15 protein-coding genes and 1 rRNA gene are annotated in these 19,778 nt (G+C 75.2%); 4 read left to right on the top strand and 12 right to left on the bottom strand.

What is annotated here, in order from left to right; all coding sequences use genetic code 11:
* Positions 1 to 75: 75 nt before the first annotated feature.
* Positions 76 to 1,755 carry a CTP synthase gene (locus ACIA8Q_RS29690; protein WP_360209960.1) on the bottom strand — a complete coding sequence of 560 codons (1,680 nt, stop codon included), beginning with the start codon at positions 1,753 to 1,755 and terminating at the stop codon, positions 76 to 78.
* Positions 1,756 to 2,477: 722 nt separating this feature from the next.
* Between ACIA8Q_RS29690 and ACIA8Q_RS29685 the strand changes: the two genes are divergently transcribed.
* Positions 2,478 to 4,463 (top strand): glycoside hydrolase family 15 protein, encoded by a 1,986-nt coding sequence (locus tag ACIA8Q_RS29685; protein WP_360209962.1) that lies wholly within the window; start codon positions 2,478 to 2,480, stop codon positions 4,461 to 4,463.
* A gap of 218 nt (positions 4,464 to 4,681) precedes the next feature.
* Here ACIA8Q_RS29685 and ACIA8Q_RS29680 read toward each other — a convergent pair whose 3' ends face one another.
* The 3 genes from ACIA8Q_RS29680 to ACIA8Q_RS29670 all read right to left on the bottom strand — a co-directional run bounded on the left by ACIA8Q_RS29680 (position 4,682) and on the right by ACIA8Q_RS29670 (position 8,470).
* Complete coding sequence (locus ACIA8Q_RS29680; RefSeq protein WP_360209964.1) at positions 4,682 to 5,860, bottom strand: glycosyltransferase family 4 protein; 1,179 nt, start codon at positions 5,858 to 5,860, stop codon at positions 4,682 to 4,684.
* Between the two features lie 167 nt (positions 5,861 to 6,027).
* Positions 6,028 to 7,761, bottom strand: coding sequence for a DNA repair protein RecN (recN, locus tag ACIA8Q_RS29675; protein ID WP_360209993.1), 1,734 nt, complete (start codon positions 7,759 to 7,761; stop codon positions 6,028 to 6,030).
* Positions 7,762 to 7,849: 88 nt separating this feature from the next.
* Positions 7,850 to 8,470: a hypothetical protein gene (locus tag ACIA8Q_RS29670; RefSeq protein WP_360209995.1), complete on the bottom strand. Its 621-nt coding sequence runs from the start codon at positions 8,468 to 8,470 to the stop codon at positions 7,850 to 7,852.
* A 250-nt stretch (positions 8,471 to 8,720) separates the two neighbouring features.
* Between ACIA8Q_RS29670 and ACIA8Q_RS29665 the strand changes: the two genes are divergently transcribed.
* A complete protein-coding gene (locus ACIA8Q_RS29665; RefSeq protein WP_396317969.1) occupies positions 8,721 to 10,238 on the top strand; it encodes a PLP-dependent aminotransferase family protein in 1,518 nt (505 codons plus the stop codon).
* Positions 10,239 to 10,325: 87 nt separating this feature from the next.
* On the opposite strand, the gene ACIA8Q_RS29660 is transcribed toward ACIA8Q_RS29665, so the two are convergent.
* From ACIA8Q_RS29660 to ACIA8Q_RS29645, 4 genes are all read right to left on the bottom strand, one after another.
* Entirely contained in the window at positions 10,326 to 11,234 is a 909-nt protein-coding gene (locus ACIA8Q_RS29660) for an NAD kinase (RefSeq protein ID WP_360209968.1), read from the bottom strand.
* A 93-nt stretch (positions 11,235 to 11,327) separates the two neighbouring features.
* Positions 11,328 to 12,134: a TlyA family RNA methyltransferase gene (locus tag ACIA8Q_RS29655; RefSeq protein WP_360209997.1), complete on the bottom strand. Its 807-nt coding sequence runs from the start codon at positions 12,132 to 12,134 to the stop codon at positions 11,328 to 11,330.
* A gap of 36 nt (positions 12,135 to 12,170) precedes the next feature.
* Positions 12,171 to 12,359 carry a hypothetical protein gene (locus tag ACIA8Q_RS29650; protein WP_360209970.1) on the bottom strand — a complete coding sequence of 63 codons (189 nt, stop codon included), beginning with the start codon at positions 12,357 to 12,359 and terminating at the stop codon, positions 12,171 to 12,173.
* A complete protein-coding gene (locus tag ACIA8Q_RS29645; RefSeq protein ID WP_396317968.1) occupies positions 12,343 to 13,317 on the bottom strand; it encodes a hypothetical protein in 975 nt (324 codons plus the stop codon). The genes ACIA8Q_RS29650 and ACIA8Q_RS29645 overlap by 17 nt, the downstream gene beginning before the upstream one ends.
* Before the next feature lie 176 nt (positions 13,318 to 13,493).
* Between ACIA8Q_RS29645 and ACIA8Q_RS29640 the strand changes: the two genes are divergently transcribed.
* A complete protein-coding gene (locus ACIA8Q_RS29640; protein WP_360209974.1) occupies positions 13,494 to 13,841 on the top strand; it encodes an SCP2 sterol-binding domain-containing protein in 348 nt (115 codons plus the stop codon).
* 165 nt (positions 13,842 to 14,006) lie between these two features.
* Here the strand turns inward: ACIA8Q_RS29640 and ACIA8Q_RS29635 are convergent, their stop codons facing one another.
* Both ACIA8Q_RS29635 and ACIA8Q_RS29630 read right to left on the bottom strand, forming a co-directional pair.
* Positions 14,007 to 15,044 (bottom strand): HAD-IIA family hydrolase, encoded by a 1,038-nt coding sequence (locus ACIA8Q_RS29635; protein ID WP_360209976.1) that lies wholly within the window; start codon positions 15,042 to 15,044, stop codon positions 14,007 to 14,009.
* 62 nt (positions 15,045 to 15,106) lie between these two features.
* Positions 15,107 to 15,706 carry a tetratricopeptide repeat protein gene (locus ACIA8Q_RS29630; RefSeq protein ID WP_360209978.1) on the bottom strand — a complete coding sequence of 200 codons (600 nt, stop codon included), beginning with the start codon at positions 15,704 to 15,706 and terminating at the stop codon, positions 15,107 to 15,109.
* A gap of 92 nt (positions 15,707 to 15,798) precedes the next feature.
* Between ACIA8Q_RS29630 and ACIA8Q_RS29625 the strand changes: the two genes are divergently transcribed.
* Complete coding sequence (locus ACIA8Q_RS29625; protein WP_360209979.1) at positions 15,799 to 17,169, top strand: DUF1015 domain-containing protein; 1,371 nt, start codon at positions 15,799 to 15,801, stop codon at positions 17,167 to 17,169.
* An 82-nt stretch (positions 17,170 to 17,251) separates the two neighbouring features.
* Here the strand turns inward: ACIA8Q_RS29625 and ACIA8Q_RS29620 are convergent, their stop codons facing one another.
* Entirely contained in the window at positions 17,252 to 18,124 is an 873-nt protein-coding gene (locus tag ACIA8Q_RS29620; protein WP_360209999.1) for a hypothetical protein, read from the bottom strand.
* Between the two features lie 1,568 nt (positions 18,125 to 19,692).
* Positions 19,693 to 19,778: ribosomal RNA gene (gene rrf / locus ACIA8Q_RS29615) — 5S ribosomal RNA — on the bottom strand; the annotation flags it as partial.

Here is a 19,778-nt window from a genome sequence, read left to right as displayed (position 1 = left end):
CAGTACGACACAATCTAACGCCGGACGGCGGCCCCGCGGGAATCGCGGGGCCGCCGTCCGGTGAACGACCGACGATTACTCGGCAGTGGCGGTCTTGATCTCGATGGCGGCCTTGACCAGGCCCGCGAACAGCGGGTGCGGGCGGGTCGGGCGGGACTTCAGCTCCGGGTGGGCCTGGGTGGCGACCAGGTACGGGTGCACCTCGCGGGGGTACTCGACGTACTCCACCAGGTCGCCCTTGGGCGAGAGGCCGGAGAACTGCAGACCGGTCTTCTCGAGGTCCGCGCGGTACGCGTTGTTGACCTCGTAGCGGTGGCGGTGGCGCTCCTCGACGTACTGCTCGCCGGCGTAGACCTCGCGCACGATGGAGCCCTCGGCGAGCTTGGCCGGGTACAGGCCCAGGCGCATGGTGCCGCCCAGGTCGCCCTTGCCGTCGACGATGGCCAGCTGCTCGGCCATGGTGGAGACGACCGGGTGCTTGGCCGCGGCGTCGAACTCGGTGGAGTTCGCCTCGGGCAGGCCGGCCAGGTTGCGGGCCGCCTCGATCACGACGCACTGCAGGCCCAGGCAGAGGCCGAGCAGCGGGACCTTGTTCTCGCGGGCGTAGGTGATGGCGCCGACCTTGCCGTTGACGCCGCGGTCGCCGAAGCCGCCGGGGATGCAGATCGCGTCCACGTCGCCGAGCTGCTCCCGGGCGCCCTCGGGGGTCTCGCAGTCGTCCGAGGTGACCCACTTGATCTCGACCCGGGCGTTGTTGGCGAAGCCGCCGGCGCGCAGCGCCTCGGTCACCGACAGGTAGGCGTCCGGGAGGTCGATGTACTTGCCGACCAGCGCGACCTTGACGATGTGCTGCGGCTCGTGGACGCGGCGCAGCAGGTCGTCCCAGGTGGTCCAGTCCACGTCGCGGAACGGCAGGTCGAGCCGGCGCACCACGTAGGCGTCCAGGCCCTCGCCGTGCAGGACCTTGGGGATGTCGTAGATCGACTTGGCGTCGATGGCCGCGACCACGGCCTCCTCGTCCACGTCGCACATCAGCGAGATCTTGCGCTTGATGGCCTGCGGGACCTCGCGGTCGGCGCGCAGCACGACGGCGTCGGGCTGGATGCCGATGTTGCGCAGCGCGGCGACGGAGTGCTGGGTGGGCTTGGTCTTCAGCTCGCCCGAGGGGCCGATGTACGGCAGCAGGGAGACGTGCACGAAGAACACGTTGTCCCGGCCGACCTCGTGGCGGACCTGGCGGACGGCCTCCAGGAACGGCAGCGACTCGATGTCGCCGACGGTGCCGCCGACCTCGGTGATCACCACGTCGACGTCCTCGGTCGCCATCCGGCGGATCCGGGACTTGATCTCGTTGGTGATGTGCGGGATGACCTGGACGGTGTCGCCCAGGTACTCGCCGCGGCGCTCCTTGGCGATGACCGTGGAGTACACCTGGCCGGTGGTGACGTTGGCCGAGCCGTGCAGGTTCGTGTCGAGGAACCGCTCGTAGTGGCCGATGTCCAGGTCGGTCTCGGCGCCGTCGTCGGTGACGAAGACCTCACCGTGCTGGAACGGGTTCATGGTGCCCGGGTCCACGTTGAGGTACGGGTCGAGCTTCTGCATCGTCACGCGCAGGCCGCGGGCCTTGAGCAGCGCGCCGAGGCTGGAGGCGGTGAGGCCCTTGCCGAGCGACGAGGCGACACCCCCGGTGACGAAGAGGTGCTTGGTCGTCACGGCGCGGCCGTTCGCTGCCTTGCCGGAATGGGGCTGTGCCAAGAGGGGGCTCCCGTGGGTCGCGTGTCGAAGGTGACGTGGTGGGAGGCTCGCGGCTCGCCTGGCGACGGGAGGCCGGTGCGGAGCACGGCGCTCGGAGGGTCGTCGATTCGGCTGGTCCGGGGCGTTTGATCCCACCGGTCCACGGGATACCAGGGTATCAGTGACCCGGACGGGACGCCTTCCGGCCCGCTCGCGGCACCCCGGGGGCGTACGCGGGGCGCACCACCGGCGCACCATACGGCCCAGCAGTCACACCGGTCGCACCACGGCCGGACCGGGCCACCCCGGGGCACCCCGTTCGGGCCATGACAGCCCCTCCACCGGGACCAGCCGGGGCTGATCCGTCCGGACCATCCTGGGCGACACCCTCGCGATGCACGGCATTTCCGCCGAATTGTGGCGCCACACGAGGCTGCGCCCGCGTGCTTCGCCCCTTTCGTCCGTCGTAAGCTGCACGGACGCATCGCCGACAGCACGAGCACGCGGAGGGCGTGGGAGCGTCAGGACACTCCCGGTCCCCGATGCGCGACCGGACCTCCCCGTAATCCAGTTCCTCCCCACCCACTCCAGGGGCTCGACCGGGCCCCGCACGGACACTCCAGCAAGGCCCGCCACCACCCCCCGGCGGGCCGGACGTCCCGGGGTGGACCTCCGGCCCCGCAGACCGCTCGCTCCCCCGGATCGCCGTTGCGTCCTGACCACATTGCGAACTGGAGATCCACGTGGCCGGCCGTATCGAGGACTACGCACTCATCGGGGACATGCAGACCGCTGCCCTGGTCAGCAGGGACGGGGCGGTGGACTGGCTCTGCCTGCCCCGCTTCGACTCGCCGGCCGTGTTCGCCGGCCTGCTCGGCACCGATGAACACGGCTTCTGGCGGATCGGGCCGGCCGAAGCCGTCGTGAGCGAGGTCCCCGCCCCCGCCGCACCGGCCGTCGCCGCCCGCTTCACCGACACCGGCGACCTGCGGGTCCCGCCGCCCACCGCCGCCGCCCCGGCCGTCCCCGCCGACCGCCGCCGCTACCGGGGCGACTCGCTGATCCTGGAGCAGGAGTGGGACGCCCAGGGCGGCACCGTCCGGGTGATCGACTTCATGCCGCCGCGCCCGCTCGCCGGCCGCGACGCCGTCCCGCAGGTGATCCGGATCGTCGAGGGCGTCGCCGGCACCGTCCGGATGCGCTCGGCCGTGCGGATGCGCTTCTCCTACGGCCGGGTGGTCCCCTGGGTGCACCGGGTCGAGCAGGCCGACGGCGGGCACCGCACCGTCGCCGTCGCCGGGCCCGACTCGGTCTGGCTGGACGGCGAGGCCGAGACCTACGGCCGCGACCTCACCACCTACGCCGACTTCACCGTCACCGCCGGCGAGCGGATCGCCTTCGCCCTCACCTGGCAGGCCTCCCACCTGGACCCGCCCACGCCCCCGGACGCCGAGGAGATGCTCGACGCCACCGCCGACTTCTGGCACGAGTGGGCCGGCCAGTGCACCTACCAGGGCCCGTACCGCGAGGCCGTGATCCGCTCCCTGATCACCCTCAAGGGCCTCACCTACGCCCCCACCGGCGGCATCGTCGCGGCCCCCACCACCTCGCTGCCGGAGGACATCGGCGGCGAGCGCAACTGGGACTACCGCTACACCTGGCTCCGCGACGCGGCCATCACGCTCTCCTCGCTGCTGCGCACCGGCTACCGCGACGAGGCCCGCGCCTGGCGCGAGTGGCTGCTGCGGGCGGTGGCCGGCGACCCGGAGAACCTGCAGATCATGTACGGCATCGCCGGCGAGCGCGAGCTCACCGAGTCCTCGCTGGACTGGCTGCCCGGCTACGAGGGCTCCCAGCCCGTCCGGGTCGGCAACGGCGCCGCCGGCCAGCTCCAGCTCGACGTCTACGGCGAGGTCGTCGAGGCGCTGCACCTGGCCCACATGACCGGCCTGGTCCGCAACGACCACGCCCACCACCTCCAGCTGCGCCTGATCGAGTACCTGGAGGACCACTGGCAGGAGCCGGACGAGGGCATCTGGGAGGTCCGCGGCCCCCGCCGGCACTTCGTCCACTCCAAGGTGATGGCCTGGGTCGCCGTCGACCGGACGATCAAGCTGCTGGAGCAGACGCCCGAGGACGCCCCGTCCGACGAGCACCTGGAGCGCTGGCGCGGCCTGCGGGAGACCATCCACCGGGACGTCTGCGAGCGGGGCTACGACCCGGAGCGCAACACCTTCACCCAGTACTACGGGGGCAAGGAGCTGGACGCCTCGCTGCTGCTGATCCCGCAGGTCGGCTTCCTGCCACCGGACGACAAGCGGGTGATCGGCACCATCGAGGCGATCCAGCGTGAACTGTCCACCGAGGACGGCTTCGTGCTGCGCTACCCGACCCACGACGAGAGCGGCAACAACGTCGACGGCCTCTCCGGGCACGAAGGGGCCTTCCTGGCCTGCTCGTTCTGGCTCGCCGACGACCTCGCCATGATCGGCCGGGTGCAGGAGGCCCGCGAGCTGTTCGACCGGCTGCTCGGGCTGCGCAACGACATCGGGCTGCTCGCCGAGGAGTGGGACCCGCGGCTCAAGCGGCAGGTCGGCAACTTCCCGCAGGCCTTCAGCCACGTGCCGCTGATCGACACCGCGCTGCGGCTGACCGCCTGCGGGGGCGCCTACCTGTCCGCCCAGCCGGACGGCCTGGCGGCCGACCGGGTGGAACAGGCGACCGTCTAGGGCGTGTCTTGTGGATCTTGTCGGATAGGTCGCGGCGTCAGGGTGCGTGCATCGCAAGGCGGAGGAGGGAGTCCATGCGGAGCATCGGCGACCGACGACAACGCGGCGAGGTGCGTGCCCTGGCGTCGCGACCCCGGCAGTGATCCACAAGACACGCCCTAGGACGGCTGGCTGCGGTCCGGCCGGCCGGGGCGGCGGCCGTCAGGGCCGGCCGGGGCTCAGGCCCGCTGGACCAGCTCGTCGTAGGTGCTCAGCACCTGGGCCACGGTGGCGGCCTCGTCCGGCCAGGTCTCGGCCTGCTGCCGGCCGGCCGCCGCCAGCCGCCCGCGGCGCGCCGGGTCGGACAGCAGCTCGGCCACCGCCCGGCCGAGCGCGGCCGGGTCCCCTGCGGGCACCAGCACGGCCGCGTCGCCGACCAGTTCGGGGATCCCGCCGACGGCGGTGGCGACCACCGGCACGCCGGCCCGCATCGCCTCCTGCACGACCAGCGAGCGGGCCTCCCAGCGGCTGGAGACGACCACCGCGTCGGCGGCGGCCAGCAGGTCGGGGACGTCGGTGCGGTAGCCGAGCAGCCGTACCGGCAGCTTCTCGGCGGCCACCCGCTCGCGCAGTCCGGCCGCCTCCGGGCCGTCCCCGGCGAGCAGCAGCAGCGGCTCCGGGTCGAGTGCGGACAGTTCGCGGGTGGCGTCCAGCAGCTGCCCGAAGGCCTTCTGCGGGACGAGCCGGCCGACCGCGAGCACCAGCGGTCGGTCCGGTCCGTCACCGAGCAGGGCGGCACGGGCGGCGGCCCGGTCCAGCCGGCCCTCGGGCATCGGCGGGGCGGCCACCGGGCCGAGCCGGGCGTCGGTGGCCCCCAGTTCACGGGCCCGGGCGACGAGGTCGGAGGAGGCGCCGAGGACGAGGTCGGCGGCACGCGCCACCCGGCGCTCCATCAGCCGCTGCAGCCGGCGCTCCATGCCGGTGGCCAGCAGCGCGTGGTGCGAGGTGACCACCAGCGGGGTCTCCGGGCGCAGGCCGGGGAAGCGGCCGGCGGTGCGCAGCGCGAGGTCGGAGAGCAGCCCGGCGCGCAGCCCGTGCGCGTGGACGACGTCGGCACCGGTGAAGGCCCGGCGCAGTTCGCCGATCGCGGTGGCGTCGCTGCGGGCGCCGGCGGTGGGGGTGATGTCGACGGTGTGGAACCTGGCGCCGGTGCGGGAGAAGCCGAACAGGGCGTCCGTGCCGGCCGGGGCGCAGACCGTGACGGTCACGCCGTGCGCGACCAGGCCCTGGGCGAGGGAGCGCACGTGCGCACCGATGCCGCCGGTGCTGGCGGCCAGGACGAGTACCACGTGCAGCTGCCCCGGTTCGGGGGTGGCCGCGGCGGCCCGGGCGGCGGAATGGTCCACGTTCTCTCGCATCCGACTCGATCAGGTTCGCGCGCCGCTTCCGCGAGGATTGCCCGCCGACGGCGCTCGGGACTGGAAAGCCAATGTCCAGCCGCCACCATGCCAGGTCGGCGGCCCTCTTGGACAGTCGGCCGCACCCGGGGCGCGTCGCCGTCCGTCCGCGGGGCCGCCGCGCCCGGCTAGCGGTGGCGCGGGGCCCGGGCCGCTGCCAGCAGTTCCTCCGCGTGGGCGCGGCCCAGCTCGGAGTCCTCCAGGCCGGCCAGCATCCGCGAGAGTTCGCGCACCCGCTCCTCGTCGTTCAGCACCTTGACGCCGCTGCGGGTCACGGTGCCGTCGTGGGTCTTCTCCACGACCAGGTGCCGGTCCGCGAAGGCGGCGACCTGCGGGAGGTGGGTGACCACCACGACCTGGGCGGACTCGGCCAGCTTCGCCAGCCGGCGCCCGATCTCCACCGCGGCCTTGCCGCCGACGCCCGCGTCCACCTCGTCGAACAGGTAGGTGGGGACGGGGTCGGCGCCCGCGAAGACCACCTCGACGGCGAGCATCACCCGCGACAGCTCACCGCCGGAGGCGCCCTTGGCGATCGGCCGGGGCTGGGCCCCGGGGTGCGGGGCGAGCAGCACCTCGACCTCGTCCACACCGTGCGGCCCGTAGGCGACGGTGCGGCCCTCGAGCTCGATGCCGGACAGGTCGTCGACCCGGGTGATCGAGAAGGTCACCCGGGCGTGCGGCATGGCCAGTTCGGCGAGCTCGGCGGAGACGGCCTCGGCGAAGCGCCCGGCGGCGGCGTGGCGGGCGGCCGACACCTCGGCGGCCAGCTCGGCCAACTCGGCCCGCAGCTCCGTCTCGCGGGCGCCGAGCTGGTCGATCCGGTCGTCGTCGCCGTCGAGTTCGGCGAGCCGGGCGGCGCCGGCCTCGGCCCAGGCGATCACCTCGGCGAGGGTGTTCTCGGGGCCGCCGTACTTGCGCAGCAGCTGGGCCAGCACGGACCGGCGGTCCTCGACGGCGGCGAGCCGGACGGGGTCGGCGTCGAGGTCGTCCGCGTACCCGGCCAGGTCGCCGGCCACGTCGGCGAGCAGGTAGCCGACCTCGTTGACGCGGTCGGCGAGCGCGGCCAGGCGCTCGTCGTGGTGGCGCACGGCGTCCAGGGCGCGGCGGGACTGCGCGAGCAGGGTGCCGGCGTCCAGCGCCTCCGGGTCCGCCGGGTCGCCGGCCAGCGCGGCGTGGGCGAGGGTGGCGGCGGAGGAGAGCGCGTCGGCGTGGCCGAGCCGCTCGGCCTCGGCGGCCAGCTCGACGTCCTCGCCGGCCACCGGCTCGGCGGCGGCGATCTCGTCCAGGCCGAACCGGAGCAGGTCGGCCTCCTGGGCGCGCTCGCGCGCCTGGGTGGTGAGCTCCTCCAGCGTGGCGGAGACCTCGCGCAGGCTGCGGTAGGTCTCCCGGTAGCGGGCCAGCGGCCCGGCCACGGTCTCGCCCGCGTACCGGTCCAGCGCGCCGCGCTGGCGGGCCGGGCGCAGCAGCCGCTGCTGGTCGGTCTGGCCGTGCACGGCGATCAGGTCCTCGCCGAGCTCGGCGAGCAGGCCGACCGGGACGGCCCGGCCGCCCACGTAGGCCCGGGAGCGGCCCTCGGCGGAGACGGTGCGGCTGATCAGCAACGCGCCGTCGTCCAGCTCGGCCCCGGCTTCCACCGCCCGGGCCGCCACCGGAGAGTCGGCGGGCAGCTCGAGCCGGCCCTCGACGACCGCGCGCCCGGTGCCGTTGCGCACCAGGCCCGGGTCGGCGCGGCCGCCGAGCAGCAGGCCGAGGCTCGTCACGACCATGGTCTTCCCGGCGCCGGTCTCACCGGTCACGGCGGTGAAGCCGGGCGCGAGTTCGACCACCGCGTCGTCGATGACCCCAAGATCCCGTATCCGCATCTCGTCCAACACGGAGACGACCTTACGAGGTTCCACCCCCGGCGCGCGACGAGCGGCAACGGCGCGCGGCAACTCCGTGCCCGGAAGTTCACCCCTTCCGGGAGGTTTGCCCGGGGCCCGGCACCGTGCACCACGGCAGGAAGAACTGCACCAGCGGGCCGATGGCCAGCGCGTACGCGACCGTGCCGACCCCGGCGGTGCCGCCGAGCAGCACGCCGGCGACCAGGACGGTGACCTCGATGCCGGTGCGGATCAGCCGCAGCGAGCGCCCGGTGCGCCGGTGCAGGCCGGTCATCAGGCCGTCGCGCGGGCCGGGGCCGAAGCGGGCACCGATGTAGAGGCCGGTGGCCAGGCCGTTCAGCGCGATCGCGGCGGCCATCAGCGCGATCCGGGCGGGCAGCCCGGCCGGGCCGTCGACCAGCCGCAGGGTGAGGTCCATCGACGCGCCCAGCACCAGGACGTTCGCCACCGTGCCGACGCCCGGGCGCTGGCGGATCGGGATCCACAGCAGCAGGACCAGGGCGCCGCAGATGGTCACCCAGGCGCCCACCGAGAGGCCCGCGGCACGCTGCAGGCCCTGGTGGAAGACGTCCCACGGGTCGAGGCCGAGGCCGGAGCGGAGCATCAGCGCCATGCTCGCGCCGTACAGGTAGAGGCCGACCGCGAGCTGCGGGATCCGGCGGCCCAGCGCGTGGGTGTCGCCGAGCAGGCGGGCGGCACGGGACGGCCGGGCGGCCGGCGCGGCGGCGGCGGGCGGGGCGGCCGGCGCGGCGGCGGGCGGGGCCTCGGAGGGCCGGTCGGGCGTGGTCGGGTGCGTGGTGGCCAACGGGAGCTCCTGCGGGTGGTGCTGCACCGCCCGGCTGCCCCGGCGGTGGCGGACTCGATGGCCGCCCTGCCATGATGGCCAGGCCAAAGCGACCCCCTCCAGGGCCAATTCCGAGCAAGTGGACTGATCCCCCATGGCCGACTGGCACACCACCGTCACCCCGCCCGCGCTGGTCCGGCTGCTCGCCACCGCCCGGCTGCCCGACGCCCCCGGCCCCCGCCGGCCCGCCTACCGGACCCTCGCCGGGCAGATCCGGCTGCTGGTCACCGAGGGCCGACTGCCGGTCGGCGCCCGGCTGCCCGCCGAACGCGAACTCGCCACCGCCCTGGAGCTCAGCCGCACCACCGTCGCCACCGCCTACGAGACCCTGCGCGCCGAGGGCTACCTGCGCAGCCGCCGCGGCGCCGGCAGCTGGACCGCGCTGCCCGAGGGCGCCCCGCCGCCCGGCGACGCCCTGCACCCCGTCCCGCCGGACGAGCTCGGCCGCACCCTGGACCTCGGCGTCGCCGCCCTGCCCGCCCCGCAGCCCTTCCTCGGCGCGGCCGCCGCCCGCGCCGTCGAGCAACTGCCCCACTACGCCGCCGGACACGGCCACTACCCCACCGGCGTCCCGGTGCTGCGCGAGGCCGTCGCCCGGCGGTACACCGAGCGCGGGCTGCCCACCACCCCGGACCAGATCCTCGTCACCACCGGCGCGATGGGCGCCCTGCACCTCGTCCAGCGGGCACTGATCGGCCGCGGCGACCGGGTCGCCGTCGAGGCGCCCAGCTACGCCCACACCCTGCAGGCGCTACGGATCGCCGGCGCCCGCCTGGTGCCCGTGCCGTACGCCCCCGGCCCGCTCCCCGGGCCGAGCGGCCCGGCCCCGTGGGACCTCGCCGAGTGGCGCCGGGTGCTGCGCGGCGCGGCGCCCAAGGTCGCCTACGTGATCCCGGACTTCCACAACCCGACCGGCGCCCTGGTCGGCGAGGAGCAGCGGCGCGAGCTGCTGGCCGCCGCCCGGGCCGCCGGCAGCGTCGTCCTGGTCGACGAGACCACCGCCGAACTCGGTTGGGGCGTCCCGGAGTCCGAGCCCCTGCCGCGCCCGGCGGCGGCGCTGGACCGGGCCGCCCAGGTGGTCACCGTCGGCTCCGCGGGCAAGCTGCTCTGGGGCGGGCTGCGGATCGGCTGGGTGCGGGCCGCGCCCGCGCTGGTGCGCCGGCTGGCCGCCGACCGGGTCTACAGCGACGTCGGCACCCCGGTGCTCGACCAGCTGATCGCCGCCGACCTGCTGGGCGAGCCGCTGGCGGCCGTGCGCGCGCACCAGCTGGACCGGCTGCGGGCCACCGCGCACGCCTTCGCGGCCGCACTGGCCGAGCGGCTGCCGGACTGGACCTTCCCGCCACCGCCCGGCGGGCTCTCGTTCTGGGTGTCCACCGGTGCTCTCTCCGGCGCGGCGCTGGCGCGGGCCGGGGAGCGCGACGGCATCCGGATCGCCGCGGGCAACCGGTTCGGCTCGGACGGCGCCTTCGAGCACCACGTCCGGATCCCGCTCACCGTGCCCGCCCCGGCCGTCCCCGACGCCGTGCGACGGCTCACCGCGTTGGCCGCGCGGGCGGCGGCGGGCGGCCGGTACGGACCGGCCGACCAGGACCAGCCCCTGGCCGTCTGACGGCCGGCGGCCGTCCGGCGGGTTGCCGGGCGCACCACGGCGCGCGCCCGTCCGCCGGGGCCGCAGGATCCGCCGGACGGCCCGCGGTCAGCAGCCGGTGTCCGCCCGGCCGCGCCAACCCGTCACCGGCAGCGCGAACTTGGCCACCAGCCGGTCGGTGAACGGCGCCCGGTGCAGTCGGGCCAGCCGCACCGGCGTCTGGCCCCGGCGGACCTCCACCCGGGCGCCCGCGGGCAGTTCGACCGAGCGCCGGCCGTCGCACCAGAGCACGCCGTGCGGGGTCTTGGGCTGCACCTCCACGGCCAGCACGGAGTGCGGCGAGGTCACCAGCGGGCGGGCGAACAGCGCGTGCGCGGAGATCGGCACCATCAGCAGCGCCTCCACCTCCGGCCAGACCACCGGCCCGCCGCCGGAGAACGCGTACGCGGTGGAGCCGGTCGGCGTCGCGCAGACCACCCCGTCACAGCCGAAGTTGGAGACCGGACGGCCGTCCACCTCGGTCACCACCTCCAGCATCCGCTCCCGGGACGCCTTCTCGATCGACGCCTCGTTCAACGCCCAGTCCTGGTGCAGCACATCGCCGTTGGTGCGGACGATGACGTCGATCGTCATCCGCTCCTCGACCGTGTAGTCGGCGTCCACCACCCGCTCGACCACCACGGCCAGGTCGTCCCGCTCGGCCTCGGCGAGGAAGCCCACCCGGCCCAGGTTGATCCCGAGCATCGGCAGCCCGTGCTCGCGCGCCAGCTCCGCCCCGCGCAGCAGCGTCCCGTCCCCGCCGGCGACCAGGATCAGCTCGCAGCCGTCCGCCGCCCCCGGGCCACCGGCGACCTTCTCCACCCCGTCCGGCAGGTCCAAGCCCACCGCCTCGGAGGCGAGCAGTCTGATCCGGATGCCCGCCTTCAGCAGCCCGTGCACCAGGCCCTCGACGCTGCGCAGCGCCGCCTCCCGGCCGGTGTGCGCGATCAGGAAGACCGTACGCTCGTCATCGCTCATGCCGCTGCCCTCTCCCTCACGCCTGCCGGGCCGCCCTCCGCCCCGGTGCGGTCGCGTCACACAGCATGACGGACCGGACGCCCGCAGAGCACCCTATCGGGGCCCCTCGGCGACGGCCCGGTCCGCCTCCGCGGGGTTCAACTGCGGGGCGTCGCGGCGCAGCCAGAGGAAGTACTCGACGTTCCCGGACGGGCCCGGCAGCGGGCTCGCGGTGACGGCACGCACGCCCAGGCCCAGCTCCCACGCCTGCCCGGCGACCTGGCGCACCATCTCCGCGCGCAGCTCCGGACTGCGCACCACCCCACCGCTGCCCAGCCGCTCCTTGCCGATCTCGAACTGCGGCTTGACCATCAGCACCAGGTCCGCGTCCTCGGCCGCGCAGCCGGCCAGCGCGGGCAGCACCAGGCCCAGCGAGATGAACGACAGGTCGCCGACCACCAGGTCGACCGGGGTGCCGCCGATCAGCTCCAGGCTGAGCTCGCGGACGTTGGTGCGGTCCATCACCGTCACCCGCTCGTCGCTCTGAAGCGACCACGCGAGCTGCCCGTAGCCGACGTCCACGGCGAGCACGCCGGAGGCACCGGCCCGCAGCAGGACGTCGGTGAACCCGCCGGTGGAGGCGCCCGCGTCCAGCGCCCGGCGGCCCTCCACCACCAGACCCTGCGGGACGAAGGCGGCGAACGCCCCGGCCAGCTTGTGCCCGCCGCGCGAGACGTAGTCGGGGTCGTTCTCGTCCTTGGCCACCACGACCGCCGCCGAGGTCTCCACCTGGGTGGCCGGCTTGGTCGCGGTCGTGCCGCCGACGGTCACCCGGCCGGCTGCGATCAGCTCGGACGCGTGCTCGCGCGACCGGGCCAGCTTGCGGCGGACCAGCTCCGCGTCGAGTCGGCGTCGTGCCACTGCCACTGGTGCTTCAGCTCCTACGGGTCCTACGGATCATTCCTGGTCGAGCGCGGCCAGCGTGTCGGCGAGCCGCTGGTGAACATCTTCGTACACCGCGACGTGCGCCTCGGCGGGGACCCCGTCCAGGGCCTCCAGCCGGGCCAGGCCGGCGTCCACGCCGGGGTGGCCGGTGGGGGCGAGTCCGACGCCGAGCGGCGCCGTCGGGTCAGCCGCTCCGGTCATCGGAGCGCTTCGTGCTGGTGGCCTTGCGGACGGTGGTCTTCTTCGTCGCCGTGCGCTTCGCGGGCGTCCCGGGCGACCCGGCCGACTCGGCGGCGGACTGCTTCGCGGTGGCGGTCTTCTTCACGGCCGTCTTGCGGACCGCCGTCTTCTTCGCCGCCTTCTTCGCCGCCGCCGTCTTCGCCGCCGCCTTCTTCGCCGCCGCCGTCTTCGCCCCGGGCGGCTCGGCGCCGCCCGACTTCGCACCGGGCGCCTTCGCTCCGGACGGCGCATCGGCCGGGGCCTTCTTCGCGGTGCCCTTGCGCGCCGCCGGCCGCTCAGGCTCGACGGGCTCCGCGGGCCCGGACGGGCGCACGGACCCGCTCGCCGGCTTCCGCCCCTGCGCGGCCCGCGGCGTCGGCGCCGCCCGCGGGACGGGCGGGACCGGCGGGTAGACCTCGACCGGCTCGTCCACCTCCACCCGCTCCGCCACTATCGGCTCCCCGGCCGCCCGGGCGTCCGGCCGCGCCTGCTCGTCCTCCCAGCCGCGCCCGAACAGGTCGTCCGCCCGGGGCGCCGGCACCGGCTGCTCCGAACGGTGGGCGTCGGCCGCCGGGCCGGGGCGCTCCGGCCCGCCCTCGTCCTCCTCGACCTCCCGCAGCTTGCTCTCCAGGTAGGCCAGCACCACACCGACCTTGGTGACCTGGTCACCGACCTTCTCGAAGGCCTTCTCCACCTCGCCCCGGGCCACCCCGACGGCCAGGTCCACCCCGGCCCGCCCGGCGGTGACCGCCTCGCCCGCCAGGGTCTGCAGGGTCTGCACCGACGGCGGGAACTGCCCGCCCAGCCGGCGCTCCACGTCGGCGACGTCGACCCCGGTCCGCTCCAGGATCGCGGCCGCCGTCCCGACGACCCGCTTGCCGACCTCCTCCACCAGCCCGGCGGCGACCTCCGCCACTCCCCGCACCGTCCTCGGCAGCATCCGGGTGCCTCCTAAGCGCCTGCGCGCATCGCTCCGTCGCCGTCGGTGCCCGGGCCGATCCGGGCACCCCACGGACGACGCTACCGCCAAAACCCGCCTGCGGTACCGTGGCCCGGCAGTGACCACCGCCGTCACCCGCCCGAATCCACCGGGAGCCCAGAGAGGGAGGCACCGCGATGGCCGACGCCGAGGAGTGCCGCGAGGCGCTGGAGCAGCTCAGCCGGAACATGGCGGAGTCCACCGGCGACGTCCGCAAGGCGGCCGCCCTGGACCGCTCGCTCAGCTGCCGGATCACCGACCTCGACCTGACCTTCACCGGTCAGCTGCGCGACGGCCGGATCCAGGGCCTCGCCTCGGCGCCCGGTGCGCCCACCGAGAAGGCCGCGATCCGGCTCACCATGAGCAGCGACGACCTGGTGGCCGTGGTCGGCGGCGGGCTCAACTTCGCCTCCGCCTGGGCCTCCGGCCGGATCCGGCTGGAGGCCGGCTTCCGCGACCTGCTGCGGCTGCGCACCCTGCTCTGACCCGGCTCCCGGCGGCCCGGGCCGTGCTGCACCCGGGTCACGTCGGGGCCCGGCGGTCCGGATGCCGCGGACCGCCGGGGCACACGCACCGCCGGGGCACACGCACCGCCGAAGCACCGACCGCCGGGGCACTCTCACCGCCGAGCCCGGCCGCGGCCGGCCGGGTCAGAACCCCAGCTCGGCCAGCGCCTTGCGCCCGTCGGCCGCCGTCCCGTCCGCGTCCAGCGCCGCCCACGCCGCCGCGCACAGCGCCCGCAGGCCGTCCCAGCGGTCCCCGCCGCCGGACAGCCGCAGCACGCCGTCCCCGGCCGTGGCGACCCAGCCGCCGCAGCCGGCCCCGCCGTCCTCCCGGCCCACCGCGGGGTGCGACTCCAGCAGCCCGCGCAGGTCCGCCGCCAGGTAGGTCGGCCGGTGCTCGACCGGGGCCGCCAGCAGCTGCGCCGGCGTGGTCACCCCGGTGAACACCAGCAGGCTGTCCACCCCGCCGTTGAAGGCGCCCTCGATGTCGGTGTCGAGCCGGTCGCCGACCACCAGCGGCCGCCGCGCCCCGGTCCGCAGCACGGTCTCCCGGTGCATCGGCGGCAGCGGCTTGCCCGCCACCTCCGGGTCCACCCCGGCGGCGGCCCGCACGGCCGCCACCAGGGTGCCGTTGCCGGGGGCGATGCCGCGCGCGGTCGGGACCGTCAGGTCGGTGTTGGAGGCCACCCACGGCAGCCCCTGCTGCACCGCGTAGGAGGCCTCCGCCAGCTGCGCCCAGCCGACCGACGGGTCGTAGCCCTGCACCACCGCGAGCGGCTGCTCGTCCAGCGAGCGGACGGCGACCAGCCCGCGCTCGGCCAGCGCCTCCTCCAGCCCCGCGCCGCCCACCACGAGCACCTTCGCCCCGACCGGCACCTTCTCCGCGACCAGCCGGGCGGCCGCCTGGGCCGAGTTGATCACGTCGCCCGGCTCGGCCGGCACCCCCAGCTCGGTCAGGTGCGCCGCCACCACGCGCGGCGGGCGGGAGGCGTTGTTGGTCACGTACGCGAGCCGCATCCCGGCCGTCCGGGCGGCGTCCAGCGCCTCCACGGCGTGCTCGACGGCGTTCGGGCCCGCGTAGACCACGCCGTCCAGGTCCAGCAGCGCCGTGTCGTACGCCTCGGTCAGCGGCCGGTCGCTGCCGCCGGGGGCGGTCCGTCGCACGGTGGGGGCCGTCTCGGTCATGGCTGCGCTACCTCATTCACTGCGTCGTTCGCTTCGTCGGGCGGCGCCTCGGGCCGGACCGGTCAGACCTCGTCGTCCGCACCGTCCTCGCCCGCCGGCCGCCCGTCCGGGCCGGGAGGGGGCGCCAGGTACCCGGGCGCCCCGGGCAGCAGCGGGCCGTAGGCCCCGGCGCGGGCCGCCAGGGTCGCCCTGGTCTGCCGCAGCGCCGCCCGGTAGTGCTCGGTGCCCGGCCGCATCGCCACGGCCAGCGCCAGGTGCTCGGCGGACGTCTCGAAGTCGCCCAGCCGGGCCGCCGCGACGCCCCACCCGAACTGAGCGTAGTCGTCCGAGGGATCGGCCAGCGCGACGGCCCGGAAGTTCTCCAGCGCCGCGGCGTACGACCCGGTGTCGAACTGGGCGCGTGCCAGCGTCTCCCGGATGCTGCGCGAGTGCGGCTCGGCCACCGCCGCCCGGGCCAGCAGCTGTTCGGCGGCCGCCGGATGGCCCTGGGCGAGCAGCTGCGCACCGCGCCGGAACCAGTCGTACACGTCCCCGGTCGGCTCGCCGGAGCGCGACTGGGCCGGCACGCCGCCGTCCGCCGGAGCGCCCCCGCCGGGGGCGCCGCCGGTGCCGCGCGGCTCGACCCGGCCGCCGCCGTCCACCCGTTCCTGCCCGTCGTCCATGCCGTACCTCGCCCTCGGTCTCACACCCGTCCCACGAGACGGCACGGGCATTCCGATCTCTCAACAACGCGTACCCGGTTACGATGCCCAGAATGAGCACACCCAGTGCAGAACACGGAGTCGAGACTCCGGAGGGCGGCCCCGGCGATCCCGGGCACGTCGCCACCGCAGGCCTGTCCCTGTCCCCCTTCCGCGGCCTGCGCTACGTCCCCGACCGGGTCGGCGCCCTCGCCGCGGTCATGTCACCCCCGTACGACGTCGTCGACCCGGGCCGCCGGCTCGACCTGGAGACCGCGGACCCGCACAACGTGGTGCGGCTGATCCTGCCCCGGCCCGAGCCCGAGGACGCCGGCGACCGGCCCGACCGCGACACCAAGTACCGGCACGCGGCCCGGCTGCTGGCCGACTGGCAGCGCGAGGGCGTCCTCGCCGCCGACCGGGAGCCCGGACTCTACGTCTACGAGCAACGCGTGCCCGCCACCGCCGACTCGCCCGAACTGCTCCAACGCGGGCTGATCGGCGCGCTCGCGGTCAGCGGCCGGGAGGCCGGCGTGGTCCTCCCGCACGAGGACGTCATGCCGCGGCCGGTCGCCGACCGGGTCGGCCTGATGCGCACCACCCGGGCCAACCTCGAACCCCTGCTCCTCACCTACCGGGGCAACGGCGGCGCCGCCGGCGTCGTCGAGCGCGCCGTCGAGGGCGAGCCGCTGCTCTCCACCGCCACCAGCGACGGCACCCACCACCGCCTGTGGGCGGTCACCGACCCGGCCGACATCGCCGAGATCGGCCGCGACCTGGCCACCTGCCGGGCCCTGATCGCCGACGGCCACCACCGCTGGGAGATGTACCTGCGCCTCCAGCGCGAACACCGCCACCTGCCGCGCAGCCCCTGGGACCGCGGTCTGGTGCTCCTGGTGGACACCGCCCGCTACCCGCTGCGGGTCCGGGCCATCCACCGCGTCCTGTACCGGCTGCCGGTGGCCGAGGCGCTGGAGAAGCTCGGCGACCAGTGGAAGGTCAAGGAGGTCCCCGGCCCGCTGAGCGCCGCCCTCCAGGCGCTCGCGGAGCAGAAACGTCACGGCGGCAACGGCTTCGTGCTGACCGGCGGCGACGGCGTCTACTGGCTGCTCGGCGAACCCGAGGAGTCCCTGCTCGACGCCACCGTGCCGCACGACCGGCCCCAGGAGTGGCGCCACCTGGACGCCACCGTCCTGCACGCCACCCTGCTCGACCACACCTGGCGCGTCCCCGACGGCCCGGACGACATCGGCTACCTGCACACCGCGGTGGCCGCCGAGCAGGAGGCCGCCCGGACCGGCGGCACCGCGGTACTGCTGCACCCGGTCCGGGAGAGCGTGGTCCGAAGACTCGCCGAACAGGGCGTCACCATGCCGCGCAAGTCCACCTCCTTCGGTCCGAAGCCGGCCACCGGGCTGGTGCTGCGCAACCTCGAACTGGGCTAGCGCCCGCGAGCCGGAAAGCCGTGAGGCCCTGCCCTTCCCCGGACATCCGGGGAAGGGCAGGGCCTCAGTCGTTCGGTCGGGCTCAGCCCTGCGCGTCGGCCTTGTCCTCGGCCTTCGCCTCGGTGCCGGCCTCGGCCCCGTCCTCACCGGAACGCCCGGGCACCACGCCGTCGAAGTCCTCGTCGATCTCGAGGTCGTCCTCGTCGTAGTACTCCTCGACGTCCTCCTCGTCCTCGTAGATCACGCGGTCGTCGGAGACGTCGCCGCCGCGCTTCTTCGCCGGGGCCTCGGCCTGCTCGGCCTCCTCCTCGGCCGCCTCGGGGTCGAGCGCGTCCACGAACTCGACGCCGTCGATCTCGGCCAGCCGCTCCGAGGCGTTGGTCGTGCCGTCGGTGTCGGCCTCGGCCGCCTTGGCGAACCACTCGCGGGCCTCCTCGGCCCGGCCGGCCGCGATCAGCGCCTCGGCGTAGGCGTACCGCAGACGGGCGGTCCACGAGTGCACCGCGCTGGACGCCAGCTCCGGGCTCTGCAGGGTCACGACGGCCGCGTCGAACTGCTCCATGTCGGTGCGGGCGCCCGCGGCGACCAGGCGCATCTCGACCTGACCGGCCTTGTCCAGCTGCTTCACCTCGGGCTCGCCGGCCATCGCCAGCGCGCGCTCCGGGCGGCCCAGACCGCGCTCGCAGTCGGCCATCACCGGCCACAGGTCCGCGCGACCGGTCATCCGACGGGCGGCACGGAACTCGGTCAGCGCCTCCGAGTAGCGCTGCGTCATGTACGAGGCGAAGCCGGCGGCCTCACGGACGGCGGCGACGCGGGAGGCCAGCCGGAGCGCGATGCGCGAGTACTGGTAGGCCTCCTCCGGCTCGCTGTCGAGCATGCGGGCCACCATCACCAGGTTGCGGGCGACGTCGTCGGCGAGCGTCTTGGGCAGGCTCTTGAGCTCCTGGCGCACGTCCGCGTCCAGCTCGAAGCCGGTGACGTCCTCCGGGATCGGCAGGCGCCGGACGGGCTCGTAGTTGCCGCGGCGGTCGTCGTAGTCACGACGGGGGCCACGGTCGTCGTAGTCGCGGCGGGGGCCGCGGTCGCCGCCGCCCTGGCGGTCGTCGCGGCGGTAGCCGCCACCGGACGGGCGGTCGTCACGGCGGAAGCCACCACGGTCATCGCGGTTGAAACCGCCCGAGGGGCGGTCGTCACGACGGAACCCACCACCGGAGGGGCGGTCGCCGCGGTCGCGGTTGAAACCGGACGGGCGGTCGTCGCGGCGGAAGCCACCGCCGGAGGGGCGGTCGCCACGGTCGCGGTTGTAGCCGCCACCGGACGGACGGTCGCCACCGCGGTAACCGCCGCGGTCGCCACCACGGTCGTCACGGTTGAAGCCACCCGAGGGGCGGTCGCCGCGGTCGCGGTTGTAGCCGCCACCGGACGGACGGTCGTCGCGGCGGAAGCCACCACGGTCGCCACCACGGTCATCACGGTTGAAACCACCGGACGGGCGGTCGTCACGGCGGAAGCCACCACGGTCGCCACCACGGTCGTCACGGTTGAAGCCACCCGAGGGGCGGTCATCACGACGCGGACGGTCGTCACGGTCGTCACGACGGAACCCGCTCGGACGGTCGTCACGGCGGAAGCCACCGCCGGAGGGGCGGTCGTCACGGCGGAAACCGCCACCGGACGGGCGGTCGCCACCACGGTAGCCGCCACCACCGGACGGACGGTCGCCACCGCGGTAACCGCCGCGGTCGCCACCACGGTCATCGCGGTTGAAGCCACCCGAGGGGCGGTCGTCACGGCGGAAGCCGCCACGATCGCCACCACGGTCGTCACGGTTGAAACCACCGGACGGGCGGTCGTCACGGCGGAAGCCGCCGCGGTCGCCACCACGGTCATCGCGGTTGAAGCCGCCGGACGGACGGTCGCCGCGGTCGCGGTTGTAGCCGCCACCGGACGGACGGTCGCCACCGCGGTAACCGCCGCGGTCGCCACCACGGTCGTCACGGTTGAAGCCACCCGAGGGGCGGTCGCCGCGGTCGCGGTTGTAGCCGCCACCGGACGGACGGTCGCCACCGCGGTAACCGCCGCGGTCGCCACCACGGTCATCGCGGTTGAAGCCGCCGGACGGGCGGTCGTCACGACGCGGACGGTCGTCACGGTCGTCACGACGGTAACCGCCGGACGGACGGTCGTCCCGACGGGAGCCGCCACGGTCGTTGGACCAGCCCCCACGCGACCGGGGCTCGTGGCCGCGGCCGTCGTCCGATCGACGCTCGGGACGGTCCTGGGGGTTCGACATCGTGGTGACTCCTTCTGCTGCTTCAGCTCCACCGCGGACCGAGCAACTCCGCTGCCGTCACGCGGTTTCGGCGCCGGCCTCCTGGCCGGGCACCATCTCCATTGTCCGGCATCCCGGAACACTCCGCGCCTGGGCGAAGGTCCCGGCCTGCCGGCCTCCTGCACGTTCGCAAAACACAAAAAGGCCGCGGCCCCAGCGAATCGCTGGGGCCGCGGCCTTGAATGATTGTTCGGCGGCGTCCTACTCTCCCACAGGGTCCCCCCTGCAGTACCATCGGCGCTGTGAGGCTTAGCTTCCGGGTTCGGAATGTAAC

This window comes from Kitasatospora sp. NPDC051705 (assembly GCF_044453265.1).
Classification (GTDB): Bacteria; Actinomycetota; Actinomycetes; order Streptomycetales; family Streptomycetaceae; genus Kitasatospora.
The sequence above is the reverse complement of the archived record's forward strand: the minus strand, read 5'-3'. Positions and strand labels throughout refer to the sequence as shown.

Bases quoted from the DNA above. Each gene is read 5' to 3' on its own strand.
- ACIA8Q_RS29680 (WP_360209964.1), bottom strand. From the start codon at position 5,860: ATGCGAGAGAACGTGGACCATTCCGCCGCCCGGGCCGCCGCGGCCACC.
- recN (WP_360209993.1), bottom strand. From the start codon at position 7,761: ATGCGGATACGGGATCTTGGGGTCATCGACGACGCGGTGGTCGAACTC.
- ACIA8Q_RS29665 (WP_396317969.1), top strand. From the start codon at position 8,721: ATGGCCGACTGGCACACCACCGTCACCCCGCCCGCGCTGGTCCGGCTG.
- ACIA8Q_RS29660 (WP_360209968.1), bottom strand. From the start codon at position 11,234: ATGAGCGATGACGAGCGTACGGTCTTCCTGATCGCGCACACCGGCCGG.
- ACIA8Q_RS29650 (WP_360209970.1), bottom strand. From the start codon at position 12,359: ATGACCGGAGCGGCTGACCCGACGGCGCCGCTCGGCGTCGGACTCGCC.
- ACIA8Q_RS29645 (WP_396317968.1), bottom strand. From the start codon at position 13,317: ATGCTGCCGAGGACGGTGCGGGGAGTGGCGGAGGTCGCCGCCGGGCTG.
- ACIA8Q_RS29640 (WP_360209974.1), top strand. From the start codon at position 13,494: ATGGCCGACGCCGAGGAGTGCCGCGAGGCGCTGGAGCAGCTCAGCCGG.
- ACIA8Q_RS29635 (WP_360209976.1), bottom strand. From the start codon at position 15,044: ATGACCGAGACGGCCCCCACCGTGCGACGGACCGCCCCCGGCGGCAGC.
- ACIA8Q_RS29630 (WP_360209978.1), bottom strand. From the start codon at position 15,706: ATGGACGACGGGCAGGAACGGGTGGACGGCGGCGGCCGGGTCGAGCCG.
- ACIA8Q_RS29625 (WP_360209979.1), top strand. From the start codon at position 15,799: ATGAGCACACCCAGTGCAGAACACGGAGTCGAGACTCCGGAGGGCGGC.